We start from the raw sequence: 17567 nt of genomic DNA on the forward strand, positions 1-17567 counted from the left end.
CTTGCCGACCCAACAACTCCATTTCGAAAAGCACCTGCTCGGTGGCAGCAGCCAGTCGCTGCGCCTGGCCTTCGTGCTCGATCCGCTCGACCATTTGAAGGCCTGGAAGGATTCCTCGGTGGCGATGATGCGCGCCGCCGAAAAGCACGGCCACGACGTCTACGCCATCGACGCCGCGACGCTGTGCTGGCGCCGGCCCGAGCCGGGTCATCACGCCGGCGGCGTCTTCGGCGAAGCGGTGCATCTGCACCTGCGCCCGGACGACCACGACTGGTTCCGCGAAACCCGCCGCGAATGGCTGCCGCTCAAGGCCTTCGACGCAGTCGTCATGCGCAAGGACCCGCCCTTCGATTTCGAATACCTGACCGCCACCTGGCTGCTCGAACGGGCCGAGGCCGACGGCGTCCGCGTCTTCAACCGGCCGCGGGCGCTGCGCGATCATTCGGAAAAGCTGGCGATCACCGAGTTCGACCACTACACGCCGGCCACGCTGGTCGCCCGCGATGCGCACCAGCTGCAGCATTTCATCGACGAACAGCGTGACGTCATCTTGAAGCCGCTCGACGGCATGGGCGGCAGCCAGATCTTCCGTATCCACCGCAACGATCCGAACCGCAATGTCATCCTCGAAACGCTGACCCACGACGGGGCGCGCACCGTGATGGCGCAGCGTTACCTGCCCGAGATCAGCGCCGGCGACAAACGCATCCTGCTCATTGCCGGCAAGCCGGTGCCGTTCTGCCTGGCACGCATTCCCAAGGCCGGCGAAACGCGCGGCAACCTGGCCGTCGGCGGTACCGGCGTCGCCCAGGAACTGTCGCCGCGCGACCGGGAAATCGCCGAAGCCCTCGGCCCCATCCTGTTCAAGCGCGGCCTGCTGTTGGTCGGCCTCGACGTCATCGGCAGCCACCTCACCGAAATCAACGTTACCAGCCCGACCTGCATGGTCGAGATCCGCCAGCAGACCGGTTTCGACGCGGCCGGTGCCTTCATCACCGCCCTCGAGCACGCATGCGGCATTGCCTGATCCTGCTCGCGCTGGCGTTGCTCGCCGCTTGCGGCCGCACGCCGCTGCAGGAACAGCAGGCCTACGTTTTCGGCACCCGCGTCGAAGTACTGGTCGTCAGCGCCGAGCCGGAACAGGGCCGGCAGGCAATAGCCGCCGTGCTGCGCGAATTCGACCGCCTGCACCGCGCCTACCACGCCTGGCAGACCTCCGAACTGACCGCCCTCAACGATGCCATCGCGGCCGGTAAGCCTCTTACCGTAACGCCGGAACTGGCGGCGCTGGTCGGCGAGGCGCAAGCCCTCAGCAAGCAAGGCAATTACCTGTTCGACCCGGGCATCGGCCAGTTGATCAAGCTCTGGGGTTTCCAGGCCGACGAGTTCAAGGCCGAACTGCCGCCGGCGGCGGCGATCAAGGACTGGCTGGCGAAAAAGCCGTCGATTGCCGACATCGTCATCGACGGCAACCGGATCAGCAGTCGTAACCGCCAGGTCGCCCTCGACTTCGGCGGCTACCTGAAAGGCGTCGCCCTCGACCGCGCCGCCGCCATCCTGCGCGCCCAAGGCATCAACCACGCGCTGATCAACATCGGCGGCAACGTCATGGCGCTCGGCAGCAAGGAAGGCAAGAAATGGCGGGTCGGCATCCAGCACCCGCGCCAGCCCGGCCCGATGGCCACCGTCGCCCTCGACGACGGCGAGGCGATCGGCACCTCCGGCGACTACCAGCGCTTCTTCGAAGTCGACGGCCAGCGCTATGCCCACCTGCTCGACCCACGCACCGGCTACCCGGCCGACCAGACGCAGGCGGTCACCGTACTCATTCCGGCCGGACCGAAAGCGGGCACGCTCTCCGACGCCAGCTCGAAGCCGATCTTCATCGCCGGCCCGGACGGCTGGCGGGAGATGGCGAAGCAACTCGAAATTGGCCTCGTTTTGCGGGTCGACCGCAGCGATCGGATTTTTGTCACCGAAGCGCTGCGCCAACGCCTTGAATTCATCGGCCAGGCACCGGCGCTGACTACAGTTCCCTAAAACAGCCGCGGTCTAGCGCCAGGCAGCGCCAAATCATCCCCCCAAGCAGCAGTTTTATGGCATAAACGACCAGTATCACTGAAGCGGCAAGCGATAGCCGTTGGCAAACGATTAGGGGGAGTCAATGTTCCGCGGCATTTCCTTGCGCAAATCCGGGTTTGCGAACAGTCTGGTCCTACGGATCGGGCTGCTGATCCTCTTTTCCCTCGGCGCCTTCGCCCTTGCCCAGTACTATCTGGTCGGCCAACCGACGGTTTCCCGATTGGCCGATGGCCAGATGCGACTGGCCGCCGAACGGGTCGAAGCCCGCTTCATCCGCCTCCAGCAAACCGTCGAGTCGACGCTGCGCGCCAGCCAGAACTGGGGCATGAACGGCGGCCTCGATCATTCCCAGCTTCAGCGCTTCAACGAGTTCTTCTTCCCGATTCTGAGCAATCACGATGAAATGCTCACCATCATCCTGGCTCACGAATCCGGCCGCGAACTGTCGCTGCGCCTCGATGAAAACGGCAACTGGCTGAACCGGATCAGCAACCCGGCCGAATGGGGCGACCAGACCTACTGGATCACCTGGAACGCGCACCGGGAAATCGCCAAGGTCGAGATGCGCCGGCGCGACTACGATGCCCGCCAGCGCCCCTGGTTCACCGGGGCGATGAGCCTGACCACCAGTCATGCGGTGCACTGGACCGCGCCCTACATTTTCTTCACCTCGCAGGCGCCGGGCGTCACCGCCTCGATGCGCTGGCGGGCCGCCGACGGCTCGACCTACATCATTGCCCACGATGTACTGCTCGCCGACATTGCCGCCTACACCACCCAAATGTCGCTGAGCGCGCATGGCAAGGCCGCCCTGCTGCTCAAGGACGGCCGACTGATCGCACCGCCGCTCGATCCGCGTTTCAAGGATGCGCAGTCGGTTTCCCAGGCCCTGATGAAAACCCCGGCCGAACTGGACATCCCGGAACTGGATGCCGGCTTTCAGCTATGGCAGAGCAATCCGGCCCATGGCGAAACCCTGCCCGCTTTCGAACGTCCCGACGGGCGCTGGCGATCCCTGTTCCGGCCGATCGAAGGCGATACGACCGGCATCCTGCTCGGCGTCGTCGCGCCGGAACGCGATTTCATCCCGCTCTCGCAGCAGGACGTCCTGTTGCTCGGGCTGATCACCCTGGCCGCGCTCGCCCTCGGCATGGCGGTGGCGATCCGGATCTCGCGGCATTTCGGCGCCCCCTTGAAGGAACTGGCCGGCGAGGCGGAACGGATCGGCCATCTGCAACTCAGCGAGCCGGTGACGACCAGCGCCCCCTGGCAGGAGGTCAAGCAACTGGCCACCTCGCTCGACGACATGCGCCAGCAATTGCTCGACTCGCAAAACATGCTGCAGGAGATCAATAGCGATCTCGAGCAATCGGTCGCCCGCCGAACGCACGCCCTGCACCAGAGCCAGGAAGCCCTGCAAAAGCGCGAGGCCTTTTTTCGGGCCATTTTCGACAATGCCGCGGTCGGCATCCTCAGCCTCGACCCGGACAAGAAACCGACCCTGATCAATCGTGCCTTTGCCGCCTTTGTCGGCCATCCGCTCGACCGCCTGCTCGAACCCTCACCGCCGCAACTGCTGGCGCCGGCCGAACGCCAGCGGCTCGATGACGCCCTGGCCGCCATGGCCGGCGGCCAGCTCAACAACCTGCGCAGCGAATTCGAGTTTCTCGGCGCCGGCGGCGAAAAGCACTGGGGCGATGTCCAGATGACCGCCGTGCGCAACGCCAGCGGCGAACTCGACTCGCTGCTCGTTACCGTCCTCGACATTACCGACCGCCGCGAGATCGAGGCCGAACTGATCCGCCAGTTCTCCTTCTTGCAAGCCCTGCTCGACACCATTCCCAACCCCATTTTCTACAAGGGGCCGCACACCCGCTTCCTCGGCTGCAATCGCGCTTATGAGCGCTTTTTCGGCGTCGACCGCAGCGATTTCGTCGGCAAACGGGTGCTCGATCTCGACTATCTGCCGGAAGAGGCCCGCCGCACCTACCAGGCCGAAGACGAAGCCATCATCGCCGAATGCGGCCGCATCTCGCGCGAAGTCGCGCTGCAGGCGGCGGACGGCAGCCTGCACGACACCCTGTACTCGGTCACCGGTTTCCGCACCACCGAAGGCGAACCCGGCGGCCTGATCGGCGTCATCGTCGATATCACACCGCTGAAGAATGCCGAGCGCGAGGCCGAGCGAGCCCGGGCGGCGGCCGAAGCCGCCTCGGCCGCGAAGGCCGATTTCCTGGCCAACATGAGCCACGAAATCCGGACGCCGATGAACGCCATCATCGGCATGACCCATCTCGCGCTACAGACCGAACTGACGGCGCGCCAGAAAAACTATCTGAGCAAGGTCGATGGCGCCGCCAAGGGCCTGCTCGGCATCATCAACGACATCCTCGACCTGTCGAAGATCGACGCCGGCAAGATGCTGCTCGAACGGGCGCCGTTCCGCCTCGACGCCAGCCTGCAGCAACTGGCCGACGTTTGCCAGCTCAAGGCCCGCGAACGCGGCCTCGAACTGCTCTTCGACGTCGCCCCAGAGGTCCCGGACCAACTGCTCGGCGACCCGCTGCGCCTGGGCCAGGTCCTGCTCAATCTGGTCGGCAACGCGCTCAAATTCACCGAACAGGGCGAAGTCACGGTCAGCATCAAGCCGCTCGCCGAAACGGCCGACGAGATCAAGCTCTGTTTCGAGGTCCGCGATACCGGCATCGGCATGAGCGAAGCGCAGCAACAACAAGTCTTCGCCGCCTTCAGTCAGGCCGACAGTTCGACTACCCGGCGCTATGGCGGCACCGGCCTCGGTCTGTCGATCTGCAAACGCATCATCGAACTGATGGGCGGCGAAATCGGCCTCAACAGCACCCCCGGGGTCGGTAGCTGCTTCCACTTCACCGCCCGCTTCGGCCGCGTCGCCGAGGCGGCCGAAGCCCCCCGCCGCCTCGGCCTGCCCGACCACCTGCCGACCCTGATCGTCGATGACAGCGCCGGCGCCCGGGAAATTTTCGGCCACATGCTGCAAGCCATCGGCCTCGACTGCCGCACAGTCGACAGCGGCCCGGCCGCGCTCAGCGAAATGCGGCGTGCCGCCGAGCATGGCGAGCCCTACGGCCTGCTCGTCATCGACTGGCAAATGCCCGGTATGGACGGCATCGAAACCCTGCGGCAGCTACATCAGGCCGGCCTGATCGGCGCCGGGCAGAAAGTCTTGATGACTACCGCCTACGACCACGAGGAACTCGCCAACAGTCTCGGCGAATTGCCGGTCGGCAGCGTCCTGGCCAAGCCGGCAACTCCGTCCTCGCTGTTCGATTGCGTCGTTGAAGCCCTGCACAGCGGTACTCGCCAGCTACAGCCGATCTTCCAGAGCCCGGCGCTGACCGGCATCGACTTCAGCGGACGCCGCCTGCTGCTGGTCGAGGACAACGACGTCAATCGCGAACTGGCCGAAGAAATGCTCACCGTCGTCGGTTTCACGGTCGATGTTGCGGTCAACGGTCAGGAAGCGGTCAATCTGGCTCGGCAAAACCGCTACGACCTGGTCCTGATGGATTGCCACATGCCGGTCATGGACGGCTATGAAGCAACTCGCCTGATGCGTGCCGAAGCGCAGTTGGCCGGCTTGCCGATCATCGCCATGACCGCCAACGCACTGCCCAGCGACCGCAGTCAATGTCTGGCTGTCGGCATGAACGACCATATCGCCAAGCCGATCGATGTCGCCCAGCTCTACGCCACGCTGGCCCGCTGGCTAGGCACGGCAGGCGGGGCCGAACCCGCCAGCGCCAGCCAGACCGCACCCGCGAACGGGCTCAACGAACGCGCCGCACTGGCCCGCCTCGGCGGCAATCGCGAGCTCTTCCAGCGCCTGCTCCGCCGCTTCAGCGAAAACCAGCGTAACGTCATCGCCCAGTTGCAGGCAGCGCAACTCGCCAACGATCCGGCCAGCATGATTCTGCTCGCCCACACGCTGCGCGGCCTGGCCGGCAACATCGGAGCGGAACAACTGGCTGTAGTCGCCGGACGCCTGGAAAGCTGGCTCAAGCAGCACAGCCTGAGCCAGTCGGCCGAGCGCCAAGCACTGCTCGACGAACTAGCCCTCGCCCTCGCCCCGGTCCTTGCCCTGGTCGAGCAGACCCCGCCAGGGGAGCAGACCGCCGTCGCCGCGCTGCACCCGGACCGCAATTATCAGCGCCAGGCTCTGGTCCGCCTGCAACAGCTTATGGATAATGATGATGCGACAGCCGCCCACCAGCTGGACGAGATGCAGGGCTGGTTACGGCAGCAGGCAACCCCGGAATTGGTCGACCGGCTGGCCCGGGAAATCGGCCGCTATGACTTCGAGAATGCGCTGCAAACGCTGCACCAGATTGCCGACGAACTAACCATCGGGCTAAAGCCCGTCTAGATCCGGAGTTACCATGTCCTCGCTGCTCCCCAAACAAAGCATCCTTGTCGTCGATGACACGCCGGAAAACATCGACCTGCTGACCGAGGTACTGTGCGACGACTATCGCATCCGGGTCGCCACGTCCGGCGAAAAAGCACTGAAAATCGTCTATTCCGACGAGCCGCCCGACCTCATCCTGCTCGACATCATGATGCCCGGCCTCAGCGGCCTGGAAATCTGCCGCCGCCTGAAAGCCAATCCGGATCGCCGGCGCATACCGATCATCTTCGTCACCGCCATGAGCACCACCGAGGACGAGCAACTGGGCCTCGAACTGGGTGCCGTCGACTACATCACCAAGCCGATCAGCCCGCCCATCGTCCGCGCCCGCGTCCGTACCCACCTCGCCCTCTACGACCAGACCCGCGAACTGGAACGCATGGTGCACCAGCGCACCCACGAACTGCTGACCACCCGCCAGCAGATCATCCGCCGCCTTGGCCGCGCCGCCGAGTTCAAGGACAACGAAACCGGCAACCATGTGCTGCGCATGAGCCATTACGCCCGCCTGATCGCCGAAGCCCATGGTCTGGGCCAGGAATACGCCGACACCATCTTCAACACGGCACCGATGCATGATATCGGCAAGATCGGCATCCCCGACGCCATCCTGCTCAAACCCGGCAAGCTCGACGCCGAAGAATGGAAGGTCATGCACCAGCACCCGATCATGGGGGCCGAAATCATCGGCAAGCATGAAAACGAGCTGCTCGAAACGGCGCGCATCATCGCCCTGACCCATCACGAAAAATGGGATGGCAGCGGCTATCCGCAAGGTCTCAAGGGGGAAAATATTCCGCTCGAAGGGCGCATCGTCGCCATCGCCGACGTCTTCGATGCCCTCGTTTCCGTCCGCCCCTACAAGCAGGCGTTTCCTGTCGAGCACTCGCTCGGCCTGATGGACGCCGAAAGCGGCCGCCATTTCGATCCAGCCCTGATGAAAGCCTTCAAGCTGGCCCTGCCGGAAATCCTCCGCGTCAAGGAAATCTACGCCGACGAATACGGCGCGCTGACCGATCTCGAATTCCAGATCAAGGAAATCTACACCCACCAGAACACCCCACCCGGCTACCCGGGCGTCCTGACCAGCCCGAAGGCCGCCGAGTAAGCGGCGCATTTTTGCCGTTTCCGGCCCGTCCACCGCAGGACTCTGCGCCAATGGCGAGCCGCAGCGATCTCGCACAGGCCGCCGCCTGGCTGGCCGAAGCGAACGGCCTGCTGATTACCGCCGGAGCCGGTATCGGCATCGACTCCGGCCTGCCCGACTTTCGCGGTCCCGGCGGCTTCTGGGCCGCCTATCCAGCACTCGGCCGGGCCCGGATCGCCTTCGAGAGCATCGCCAACCCGGAGGCCTTCCGCAGCGAACCGCGGCTGGCTTGGGGCTTCTACGGCCACCGCCTCGAACTCTACCGGCGGACCATACCGCACGCCGGCTTTACGCTGCTGCAGGCAATGGGGAAACAGATGGCCCACGGCAGCTGGGTATTCACCAGCAATGTCGATGGCCAGTTCCAGAAAGCCGGCTTCAGCGAACAGCACATCTGCGAAATCCACGGCTCCATCCATCACCTGCAATGCAGCGCCGGCTGCACCGAGCGGATCTGGTCGGCAGCCGATTTTCAGCCCAATATTGATAGCGAACACGGCCGGCTGCTCGGCGAATTACCGAGCTGTCCGCACTGCGGCCAACTTGCTCGCCCCAATATCTTGCTGTTCGACGACTGGGGCTGGGTCGAGCGGCGGACGACGCTGCAATATCAACGCCTGAAACAATGGATGGCTACGGTCGACCGGCTGGTTTGCCTCGAAATCGGCGCCGGCCGGCAGATCCCGACCGTCCGTCGCTTTTCCGAAAATGCCGGCGGCCGACTGATCCGCATCAACCCGGCCGAGCCGGAAATCGACGCAAGTAACCAGCAACTGGCCCTCCCGCTCGACGCTTTGGACGGCATATCCCGCCTCTACAAGGCCTGCCGGCGGCGCTGAAGGCCTTGCCCGGTGCCCTATTCGGGCGCCCGTGAGTCGATCGTCAGGGTGACCGGGCCATCATTGACCAGACTGACTTTCATGTCTGCGCCAAAGACACCGGTCGGCACCGGCTTGCCGAGTTCCGCCGCCAGCTTTTCGACAAAACGCTCGAACAGCGGCTGCGACACCTCGCCCCGCGCCGCCCGACTCCACGACGGTCGATTGCCCTTGCGCACCGAGGCATACAAGGTGAATTGCGAAACCGCCAGAATGTCGCCAGCGACCTCCTGCACACTGCGATTCATGACACCATCCGCATCACCAAACAGCCTCAGCCGCACCAGCTTGCCGGCCATCCAGTCGAGATCGGCGTCACCGTCATCCGCCTCGAAGCCGGCCAACACCAGCAAACCGGGACCGATTTTGCTGCTGATCCGACCGTCGACCGCCACAGTGGCCTCCAGCACGCGCTGAACCACTACCCGCATGAGCACACTCCCAAAGCCTCGATATTATTCCCGACCAATAAAGCCGAAAGCCCCGCCTGCGTAAGCAGAAGGGGCTTTGGGTATTGGGAGCCTGGCGGTGACCTACTTTCGCGAGCGGAAGCTCACTATCATCGGCGCTCATCTGTTTCACGGTCCTGTTCGGGAAGGGAAGGGGTGGGTCCAGAGGGCTATAGCCGCCAAGCGTAACTTGTGTGTTTGTCGCGGGTTGAATCGCGCCAAACGCAAAATAGGAGAAGGTTGTTTGTTGTGACTGCTATGAGTTGCTGCAGTATTACAAGGTTATAGGATCAAGCCACACGGGCAATTAGTATCAGTTAGCTTAACGCATTACTGCGCTTCCACACCTGACCTATCAACGTCGTGGTCTTCGACGACCCTTTAGGGAGTTCAAGACTCCGGGAAATCTCATCTTAAGGCAAGTTTCACGCTTAGATGCTTTCAGCGTTTATCTCTTCCGAACATAGCTACCCGGCGATACGACTGGCGTCATAACCGGTACACCAGAGGTTCGTCCACTCCGGTCCTCTCGTACTAGGAGCAGCCCCCTTCAAATTTCCAGCGCCCACGGCAGATAGGGACCAAACTGTCTCACGACGTTTTAAACCCAGCTCACGTACCTCTTTAAATGGCGAACAGCCATACCCTTGGGACCGGCTACAGCCCCAGGATGAGATGAGCCGACATCGAGGTGCCAAACACCGCCGTCGATATGAACTCTTGGGCGGTATCAGCCTGTTATCCCCAGAGTACCTTTTATCCGTTGAGCGATGGCCCTTCCATACAGAACCACCGGATCACTATGACCTGCTTTCGCACCTGCTCGACTTGTGGGTCTCGCAGTCAAGCACGCTTTTGCCATTGCACTTTATGGACGATGTCCGACCGTCCTAAGCGTACCTTCGTACTCCTCCGTTACCTTTTGGGAGGAGACCGCCCCAGTCAAACTGCCCACCATGCACGGTCCCCGATCCGGATTCACGGATCAAGGTTAGAACCTCAAATAAATCAGGGTGGTATTTCAAGGTTGGCTCCACCGAAACTAGCGTCCCGGTTTCACAGCCTCCCACCTATCCTACACAGACCGATTCAAAGTCCAATGCAAAGCTACAGTAAAGGTTCATGGGGTCTTTCCGTCTTGCCGCGGGGAGATTGCATCTTCACAAACATTTCAACTTCGCTGAGTCTCAGGAGGAGACAGTGTGGCCATCGTTACGCCATTCGTGCAGGTCGGAACTTACCCGACAAGGAATTTCGCTACCTTAGGACCGTTATAGTTACGGCCGCCGTTTACCGGGGCTTCGATCAAGAGCTTGCACCCCATCACTTAACCTTCCGGCACCGGGCAGGCGTCACACCCTATACGTCCACTTTCGTGTTTGCAGAGTGCTGTGTTTTTATTAAACAGTCGCAGCCACCATTTCACTGCAACCCCATCGGGCTTTCGTCGCGAGGACTTATACCCTACCGGGGCACACCTTCTCCCGAAGTTACGGTGTCAATTTGCCGAGTTCCTTCTCCTGAGTTCTCTCAAGCGCCTTAGAATTTTCATCCTGCCCACCTGTGTCGGTTTGCGGTACGGTCGAATCTAGACTGAAGCTTAGTGGCTTTTCCTGGAAGCTTGGTATCAATCACTTCAGTGCCGTAGCACCTCGTTATCACGCCTCAGCTTAGCCCCCCGGATTTGCCTAAGGGGCACGCCTACACGCTTGAACCACCTATTCCAACAGATGGCTGACCTAACCTTCTCCGTCCCCACATCGCATCTAGAATCGGTACAGGAATATTGACCTGTTTCCCATCGACTACGCATTTCTGCCTCGCCTTAGGGGCCGACTCACCCTACGCCGATGAACGTTGCGTAGGAAACCTTGGGCTTTCGGCGAGGGAGCTTTTCACTCCCTTTATCGCTACTCATGTCAGCATTCGCACTTCTGATATCTCCAGCATCCTTTACAAGACACCTTCACAGACCTACAGAACGCTCCCCTACCATATCTTTCGATATCCGCAGCTTCGGTGCACAGTTTGAGCCCCGTTACATCTTCCGCGCAGGACGACTCGACTAGTGAGCTATTACGCTTTCTTTAAAGGATGGCTGCTTCTAAGCCAACCTCCTAGCTGTCTATGCCTTCCCACTTCGTTTCCCACTTAACTGTGTCTTGGGGACCTTAGCTGGCGGTCTGGGTTGTTTCCCTCTTGACAATGGACGTTAGCACCCACTGTCTGTCTGCCTTACTCGCACTTGACGGTATTCAGAGTTTGCCATGGGTTGGTAAGTCGCGATGACCCCCTAGCCATAACAGTGCTTTACCCCCGTCAGTGATATAAGACGCACTACCTAAATAGTTTTCGGGGAGAACCAGCTATTTCCGGATTTGTTTAGCCTTTCACCCCTATCCACAGCTCATCCCCTAATTTTTCAACATTAGTGGGTTCGGACCTCCAGTACCTGTTACGGCACCTTCATCCTGGCCATGGATAGATCATCCGGTTTCGGGTCTACGCCGTGCTACTAAACGCCCTTATCAGACTCGCTTTCGCTACGCCTCCCCTATTCGGTTAAGCTCGCAACACAACGTAAGTCGCTGACCCATTATACAAAAGGTACGCAGTCACCGAACAAGTCGGCTCCCACTGTTTGTATGCATGCGGTTTCAGGTTCTATTTCACTCCCCTCCCGGGGTTCTTTTCGCCTTTCCCTCACGGTACTAGTTCACTATCGGTCGATCACGAGTATTTAGCCTTGGAGGATGGTCCCCCCATGTTCAGACAAGGTTTCACGTGCCCCGCCCTACTTTTCGCTAACTTAGTACCACGGATTGGTTTTCATGTACGGGGCTATCACCCACTACGGCCGGACTTTCCATTCCGCTCCATTAACCATTCCGCTATCACTAGCAGGCTGCTCCCCGTTCGCTCGCCACTACTTGGGGAATCTCGGTTGATTTCTTTTCCTCCGGCTACTTAGATGTTTCAGTTCGCCGGGTTCGCCTCCCACACCTATGTATTCAGTGTGGGATACCTCAAAAGAGGTGGGTTTCCCCATTCGGATATCGGGGGATCAAAGCTTCATTGCCAGCTCCCCCCCGCTTTTCGCAGGCTTGCACGTCCTTCATCGCCTGTGATCGCCAAGGCATCCACCACATGCACTTAGTCGCTTGATCCTATAACCTTGTGTTCTCGTCAGAGAACGGCTACAGGCAAACTCATATTTGTGCTGTCTTGTCCGGGCTAAGGGACAAGAACAGATGCAATCACAACGTGTTGCCAACGCCTCATCAGCGCTGCAACACAACCTTCTTCCATTTTGTTAAAGAGCGTAGCAATTGATTGCTCAAAAGCTAAAGATAAACAACCCTGCTTATCTTTAGGTTTTGGTGGAGGATGACGGGATCGAACCGACGACCCCCTGCTTGCAAAGCAGGTGCTCTCCCAGCTGAGCTAATCCCCCTTGATTTTGACGTTGGTGGGTCTGGTTGGAATCGAACCAACGACCCCCGCCTTATCAAGACGGTGCTCTAACCGACTGAGCTACAGACCCTCGTCTGTTTGCTACTACTGAACAACCGATAGGTTGTGGGTGCCAGAGATGCTTTCTCTAGAAAGGAGGTGATCCAGCCGCAGGTTCCCCTACGGCTACCTTGTTACGACTTCACCCCAGTCACGAACCCCGCCGTGGTAAGCGCCCCCCTTGCGGTTAGGCTACCTACTTCTGGCGGAACCCGCTCCCATGGTGTGACGGGCGGTGTGTACAAGACCCGGGAACGTATTCACCGCGACATGCTGATCCGCGATTACTAGCGATTCCGACTTCATGCAGGCGAGTTGCAGCCTGCAATCCGGACTACGATCGGCTTTCTGGGATTGGCTCCACCTCGCGGCTTGGCAACCCTCTGTACCGACCATTGTATGACGTGTGAAGCCCTACCCATAAGGGCCATGAGGACTTGACGTCATCCCCACCTTCCTCCGGTTTGTCACCGGCAGTCTCGTTAAAGTGCCCAACTAAATGATGGCAATTAACGACAAGGGTTGCGCTCGTTGCGGGACTTAACCCAACATCTCACGACACGAGCTGACGACAGCCATGCAGCACCTGTGTTCCAGCTCCCTTTCGGGCACACCCAAATCTCTTCGGGCTTCTGGACATGTCAAGGGTAGGTAAGGTTTTTCGCGTTGCATCGAATTAATCCACATCATCCACCGCTTGTGCGGGTCCCCGTCAATTCCTTTGAGTTTTAACCTTGCGGCCGTACTCCCCAGGCGGTCAACTTCACGCGTTAGCTCCGGTACTAAATGGTTTTACCCACCCAACACCTAGTTGACATCGTTTAGGGCGTGGACTACCAGGGTATCTAATCCTGTTTGCTACCCACGCTTTCGTGCATGAGCGTCAGTATCGACCCAGGGGGCTGCCTTCGCCATTGGTGTTCCTCCACATCTCTACGCATTTCACTGCTACACGTGGAATTCCACCCCCCTCTGCCGTACTCTAGCCTTGCAGTCACAAGCGCAGTTCCCAGGTTGAGCCCGGGGATTTCACGCCTGTCTTACAAAACCGCCTGCGCACGCTTTACGCCCAGTAATTCCGATTAACGCTCGCACCCTACGTATTACCGCGGCTGCTGGCACGTAGTTAGCCGGTGCTTCTTATGCCGGTACCGTCATCCGCACAGGGTATTAACCCATGCGATTTCTTCCCGGCCGAAAGAGCTTTACAACCCGAAGGCCTTCTTCACTCACGCGGCATGGCTGGATCAGGCTTGCGCCCATTGTCCAAAATTCCCCACTGCTGCCTCCCGTAGGAGTCTGGACCGTGTCTCAGTTCCAGTGTGGCGGATCATCCTCTCAGACCCGCTACAGATCGTCGCCTTGGTGAGCCTTTACCTCACCAACTAGCTAATCTGATATCGGCCGCTCAATCAGCGCAAGGCCCGAAGGTCCCCTGCTTTCCTGCGCACAGAATATGCGGTATTAGCGTAACTTTCGCTACGTTATCCCCCACTGAAAGGTACGTTCCGATACATTACTCACCCGTTCGCCACTCGCCACCAGGATTGCTCCCGTGCTGCCGTTCGACTTGCATGTGTAAGGCATGCCGCCAGCGTTCAATCTGAGCCAGGATCAAACTCTTCAGTTCAATCCAACTAATACTCACAATTCACTGACGGTAGATAATTAAATCTACCTCGATGGATCTCTCCATCCGTGTGATTGCCTTTAATACTTTTGTGCAACTTGCGTTGCTAGCATCAAGACACCCACACCTATCGGTTGTTCAAGTTGTTAAAGATCAATTCCGCCGCGCCGTCGTTTTCACTTCGTCTGCAGCAGAGAGGCGAGATTATGAAGAACTTCTTACAAACCGTCAAGCTTTTCTTCAAATCTTTTTCACCGCTCTTTACTTCCACTTCACCCTTCAACCACCCCGGGAAGCCCCGGCGCCGCTGAAGAGGTGCGCATTATATACACGCCCGAACCTTCGTCAACCACTTTCAACACCAACCTTAATAAAGCGAAATCCGGCACATCTGAATCGGCTCTCACTGGCACCGTATCTAGCGACCAGCCTTTGCCGCTGTTTCAAGCCAGCGATCCAGCTCATCTCGCTCAATGAAGGTTTCCAGACGATTGATATTGCCGGGCAATTGTTTGCCCTCCCACTGCTCGGTTGCCCACCGTTTGACACTAGCCGCCAGTTCGTTGTGTTCAATTGCCCGCGCCAGCATGACTTCCGCCTCGTGCTCAGAAGTCAGCCCTGGCGCAATAAGCCGGGCTGCATCATGGAGACTCAGGGCTGTTTTCAGCTTATCCATAAACCACCTCCAAGAAAGAAAAGAAAAAAGGCCTGAATCATCAGGCCTTTTTATCGAGTTTGGTGGTGGAGAGGATGAGGATCGAACTCACGACCTCCGCATTGCGAACGCGGCGCTCTCCCAACTGAGCTACCCCCCCAACGCGCAGAGATTCTATCTCACTCCAATTCGCTTATCAAAGGCAATCTCAGCGGGGCTTCCTGGTTTTGAACCAACCCAGGGCAAGGGGTTCTTATATAGACAGCCAATTAGCGCAAGAGGAAAACCAATGAGTCTTTGCGACATCGCCGAGCGCCGTTGCCAACCCTGCGAAGGCGGCACCGCTGCCCTTGACCCGGCCACCGCCGAATCGCTGCTGCTCTCGCTCCCCGGATGGAAGCTCAGTGAGCAGCAAATTGAAAAGACCTTCAATTTCAAGAACCACTATGAAACGATGGCCTTTGTAAATGCGATTGCCTGGGTATCTCACCGGGAAAACCACCATCCCGAACTACGGGTTGGTTACAAGGATTGCCGGGTGAGCTACTCGACCCATGCCATCGGCGGCTTGTCGGAAAACGATTTTATCTGCGCCGCCAAACTCGAGCGCCTATTGGAGATATAGGCACTCAGCCCTGACCGGCACCCGCCGCTGCTCGCCGCAAGCGGTCGGCGACCGCAGCCCACACTTGTTCGGTCGGCAAAGCCTCAACGGCAATCAGATCGACGCCGGCATGATCCATTTCGCGCAGCGCTGCGTACAGTTCATGCGCATAGCCAACCGGATCGGCCGGAAGCATGCGCCAGCAATGTGGGAAACCGGCTTGCGGTGGCTGGCTGTGGCAAATGACGCCGCAACGCCCGCCTTTGTGGCGCTGGGCATTGAGAAAATCGAGCAGGCGTTCGCTGCCGACCAGGCGCATTGGCGTTTGCGGGGCGTAATGAGCTTCAAGCGACCCGGAGACCCGCGGCGCGCCAGTCGCCGTTTCAATCAAGGGGACCAGACCGAGCACCGCCTCCAGATGGGTCGGGGCGATATGCCCGGGGCGCAGCACGACCGGCTGCCCTCGCGAACAATCGACGATCGTCGACTCGATGCCCACCTTGCAGGCACCGCCATCAAGAATCAGCGGCACTTGATCGCCCAATTCTTCCTGAACATGCGCCGCAGTGGTTGGACTGATCCGCCCGAAGCGGTTGGCCGAGGGCGCGGCGATACCGGCATGCTCCCCCGCCACCGCAGCAAAGCGGCGCAACAACTCGAGGGCAACCGGATGACCCGGCACCCGCAAGCCGACGGTATCCTGGCCACCGGTTACCGCATCGGGCACCCAGGCCTGCTTTTTCAGGATCAGGGTCAGCGGGCCGGGCCAGAAGGTTTCCATCAATTCCCAGGCAACAGCAGGAACCTGCTCGGCCCAGTGGTCGACCGCATCATGCCCGGCGAGATGGACGATCAGCGGATGATCGGCCGGCCGTCCCTTGGCGGCAAAAATCTTGGCGACGGCGGCCGGGTTGGCGGCATCCGCCCCCAGACCGTAAACCGTCTCGGTCGGAATGGCGACCAGTTCGCCGGCGCGCAACAACTCGATGGCGCGGGCGTAATCGGTGTCCGAAGGCGTCATTCGTCCTTGATGCCAATGGCGGCACGGGCGGCCAGCGCGGTTTTCTGCACCGCCTCGGCGTTGTCGCCGATCACCGTGAAGTGGCCCATCTTGCGCCCCGGACGAGCGTGATGCTTGCCATAGAGGTGTAGCTTCAGATTGGGGATCGCATACAGCTTGGTCCAGTCCGGCTCGCGGTAGGTTTCACCGTCATACCACAGGTCGCCGAGCAGATTGACCATCACCGAGGCCGAGTGAGCACGTGCTTCGCCGAGCGGCAAACCGCATAGCGCGCGAACCTGTTGCTCGAACTGATTGGTGACGCAGGCATCGATGGTGTAGTGGCCGCTGTTGTGGGGCCGAGGCGCCATTTCATTGACGATCAACTGGCCACGGCTGATGAAGAACTCGACGCCCATGGTTCCGATATAGCCAAGCTTTTCGGCAATGCGCGCGGCGACCTCTTCGGCGTCGCCACGGACGCAGCCGGTGGTCCGCGCCGGCACGATGGAGACATCGAGAATGCCCTGGGTGTGCTGGTTTTCACCGGTTGGGAAACACTGCACCTGGCCGTGCTCGTCACGGGCGAGGACGACGGAAACTTCGTAATCGAGCGTCAGGCGCTGTTCGAGGACGCAATGCTCGCCCTTGAAGTGGCCGAAAGCCAAAAGCGCTTCTTCGCGGCTGTTGACCGTGACCTGCCCCTTGCCGTCGTAGCCGAAGCGGGCGACTTTCAGGATAGCCGGGAACAACGCCAGGTCGGCATTGCGGATATCGTCTTCGCAATTGATCGCGGCAAACGGACCGTGCGGCAGACCGTTGTCGCGCAGGAAGGATTTTTCGGCGATGCGGTTCTGGCAGATGGCAACCGCCGCTGCCGACGGACGCACCGGCACGAACTTGGCGAGGTAATCCAGCGTAGCGGCCGGAACGTTCTCGAATTCGGTGGTGATCGCCGCGCAGCCGTTGGCGAATTCATCGAGCGCCGCGTAGTCATCATAAGAGACACAGAAATGGCGTTCGGCGATCTGAGCGGCCGGGGAATTCTTGTCCGGGTCGAGCACCCAGACCTGGTAGCCCATTTCGTGGGCAGCCGTCACAAAGAAGCGGCCGAGCTGGCCGCCCCCGAGCATGCCCAGCGTGGCGGGCGGCAGGATCATCGTCG

Annotated in this window: 10 protein-coding genes, 3 tRNA genes and 3 rRNA genes; 6 read left to right on the top strand and 10 right to left on the bottom strand. The window is 60.2% G+C overall.

What is annotated here, in order from left to right:
- The first annotated feature begins 1 nt into the window (after nt 1).
- The 5 genes from gshB to AT959_RS15810 all read left to right on the top strand — a co-directional run bounded on the left by gshB (nt 2) and on the right by AT959_RS15810 (nt 8512).
- A complete protein-coding gene (gene gshB, locus AT959_RS15790; protein ID WP_240481862.1) occupies nt 2-1027 on the top strand; it encodes a glutathione synthase in 1026 nt (341 codons plus the stop codon).
- On the top strand, nt 1012-2040 hold the full coding sequence (locus tag AT959_RS15795) for an FAD:protein FMN transferase (protein WP_066885046.1): 1029 nt from the start codon (nt 1012-1014) through the stop codon (nt 2038-2040). Before gshB ends, AT959_RS15795 begins: the two co-directional genes overlap by 16 nt.
- A gap of 124 nt (nt 2041-2164) precedes the next feature.
- A complete protein-coding gene (locus AT959_RS15800; RefSeq protein WP_066885048.1) occupies nt 2165-6484 on the top strand; it encodes a response regulator in 4320 nt (1439 codons plus the stop codon).
- A 13-nt stretch (nt 6485-6497) separates the two neighbouring features.
- Nucleotides 6498-7634, top strand: a complete 1137-nt coding sequence (locus tag AT959_RS15805) for a response regulator (protein ID WP_066885051.1) — start codon at nt 6498-6500, stop codon at nt 7632-7634.
- 50 nt (nt 7635-7684) lie between these two features.
- Entirely contained in the window at nt 7685-8512 is an 828-nt protein-coding gene (locus AT959_RS15810) for an SIR2 family NAD-dependent protein deacylase (protein ID WP_066885054.1), read from the top strand.
- Nucleotides 8513-8529: 17 nt separating this feature from the next.
- Here AT959_RS15810 and dtd read toward each other — a convergent pair whose 3' ends face one another.
- The 8 genes from dtd to AT959_RS15850 form a co-directional block, all read right to left on the bottom strand.
- Complete coding sequence (dtd, locus tag AT959_RS15815; protein WP_066885057.1) at nt 8530-8982, bottom strand: D-aminoacyl-tRNA deacylase; 453 nt, start codon at nt 8980-8982, stop codon at nt 8530-8532.
- Nucleotides 8983-9071: 89 nt separating this feature from the next.
- Nucleotides 9072-9184, bottom strand: a 5S ribosomal RNA gene (rrf, locus tag AT959_RS15820).
- 102 nt (nt 9185-9286) lie between these two features.
- A 23S ribosomal RNA gene (locus tag AT959_RS15825) occupies nt 9287-12167 on the bottom strand.
- A 211-nt stretch (nt 12168-12378) separates the two neighbouring features.
- Nucleotides 12379-12454: transfer RNA gene (locus tag AT959_RS15830), tRNA-Ala, on the bottom strand.
- Between the two features lie 13 nt (nt 12455-12467).
- Nucleotides 12468-12544: transfer RNA gene (locus AT959_RS15835), tRNA-Ile, on the bottom strand.
- Between the two features lie 61 nt (nt 12545-12605).
- A 16S ribosomal RNA gene (locus tag AT959_RS15840) occupies nt 12606-14143 on the bottom strand.
- Together the 16S, 23S and 5S rRNA genes with 2 tRNA genes alongside form the textbook arrangement of a ribosomal RNA operon.
- A gap of 418 nt (nt 14144-14561) precedes the next feature.
- Nucleotides 14562-14819 carry a hypothetical protein gene (locus tag AT959_RS15845; RefSeq protein ID WP_066885060.1) on the bottom strand — a complete coding sequence of 86 codons (258 nt, stop codon included), beginning with the start codon at nt 14817-14819 and terminating at the stop codon, nt 14562-14564.
- Between the two features lie 63 nt (nt 14820-14882).
- Nucleotides 14883-14958: transfer RNA gene (locus AT959_RS15850), tRNA-Ala, on the bottom strand.
- Nucleotides 14959-15087: 129 nt separating this feature from the next.
- Between AT959_RS15850 and AT959_RS15855 the strand changes: the two genes are divergently transcribed.
- A complete protein-coding gene (locus AT959_RS15855; protein ID WP_066885063.1) occupies nt 15088-15423 on the top strand; it encodes a 4a-hydroxytetrahydrobiopterin dehydratase in 336 nt (111 codons plus the stop codon).
- 4 nt (nt 15424-15427) lie between these two features.
- On the opposite strand, the gene AT959_RS15860 is transcribed toward AT959_RS15855, so the two are convergent.
- Together AT959_RS15860 and AT959_RS15865 are read right to left on the bottom strand one after the other, a co-directional pair.
- Nucleotides 15428-16423 carry an L-threonylcarbamoyladenylate synthase gene (locus AT959_RS15860; RefSeq protein WP_066885066.1) on the bottom strand — a complete coding sequence of 332 codons (996 nt, stop codon included), beginning with the start codon at nt 16421-16423 and terminating at the stop codon, nt 15428-15430.
- A complete protein-coding gene (locus AT959_RS15865; protein WP_066886408.1) occupies nt 16420-17562 on the bottom strand; it encodes a 5-(carboxyamino)imidazole ribonucleotide synthase in 1143 nt (380 codons plus the stop codon). The genes AT959_RS15860 and AT959_RS15865 overlap by 4 nt, the downstream gene beginning before the upstream one ends.
- Nucleotides 17563-17567: the final 5 nt, after the last annotated feature.

It is taken from the genome of Dechloromonas denitrificans (genome assembly GCF_001551835.1).
Classification (GTDB): domain Bacteria; phylum Pseudomonadota; class Gammaproteobacteria; order Burkholderiales; family Rhodocyclaceae; genus Azonexus; species Azonexus denitrificans.

Coding starts and splice junctions, on each gene's coding strand:
- AT959_RS15860 (WP_066885066.1), bottom strand. CDS start 16,423: ATGACGCCTTCGGACACCGATTACGCCCGCGCCATCGAGTTGTTGCGC.
- AT959_RS15805 (WP_066885051.1), top strand. CDS start 6,498: ATGTCCTCGCTGCTCCCCAAACAAAGCATCCTTGTCGTCGATGACACG.
- AT959_RS15865 (WP_066886408.1), bottom strand. CDS start 17,562: ATGATCCTGCCGCCCGCCACGCTGGGCATGCTCGGGGGCGGCCAGCTC.
- AT959_RS15800 (WP_066885048.1), top strand. CDS start 2,165: ATGTTCCGCGGCATTTCCTTGCGCAAATCCGGGTTTGCGAACAGTCTG.
- dtd (WP_066885057.1), bottom strand. CDS start 8,982: ATGCGGGTAGTGGTTCAGCGCGTGCTGGAGGCCACTGTGGCGGTCGAC.
- AT959_RS15795 (WP_066885046.1), top strand. CDS start 1,012: ATGCGGCATTGCCTGATCCTGCTCGCGCTGGCGTTGCTCGCCGCTTGC.
- AT959_RS15845 (WP_066885060.1), bottom strand. CDS start 14,819: ATGGATAAGCTGAAAACAGCCCTGAGTCTCCATGATGCAGCCCGGCTT.
- AT959_RS15810 (WP_066885054.1), top strand. CDS start 7,685: ATGGCGAGCCGCAGCGATCTCGCACAGGCCGCCGCCTGGCTGGCCGAA.
- AT959_RS15855 (WP_066885063.1), top strand. CDS start 15,088: ATGAGTCTTTGCGACATCGCCGAGCGCCGTTGCCAACCCTGCGAAGGC.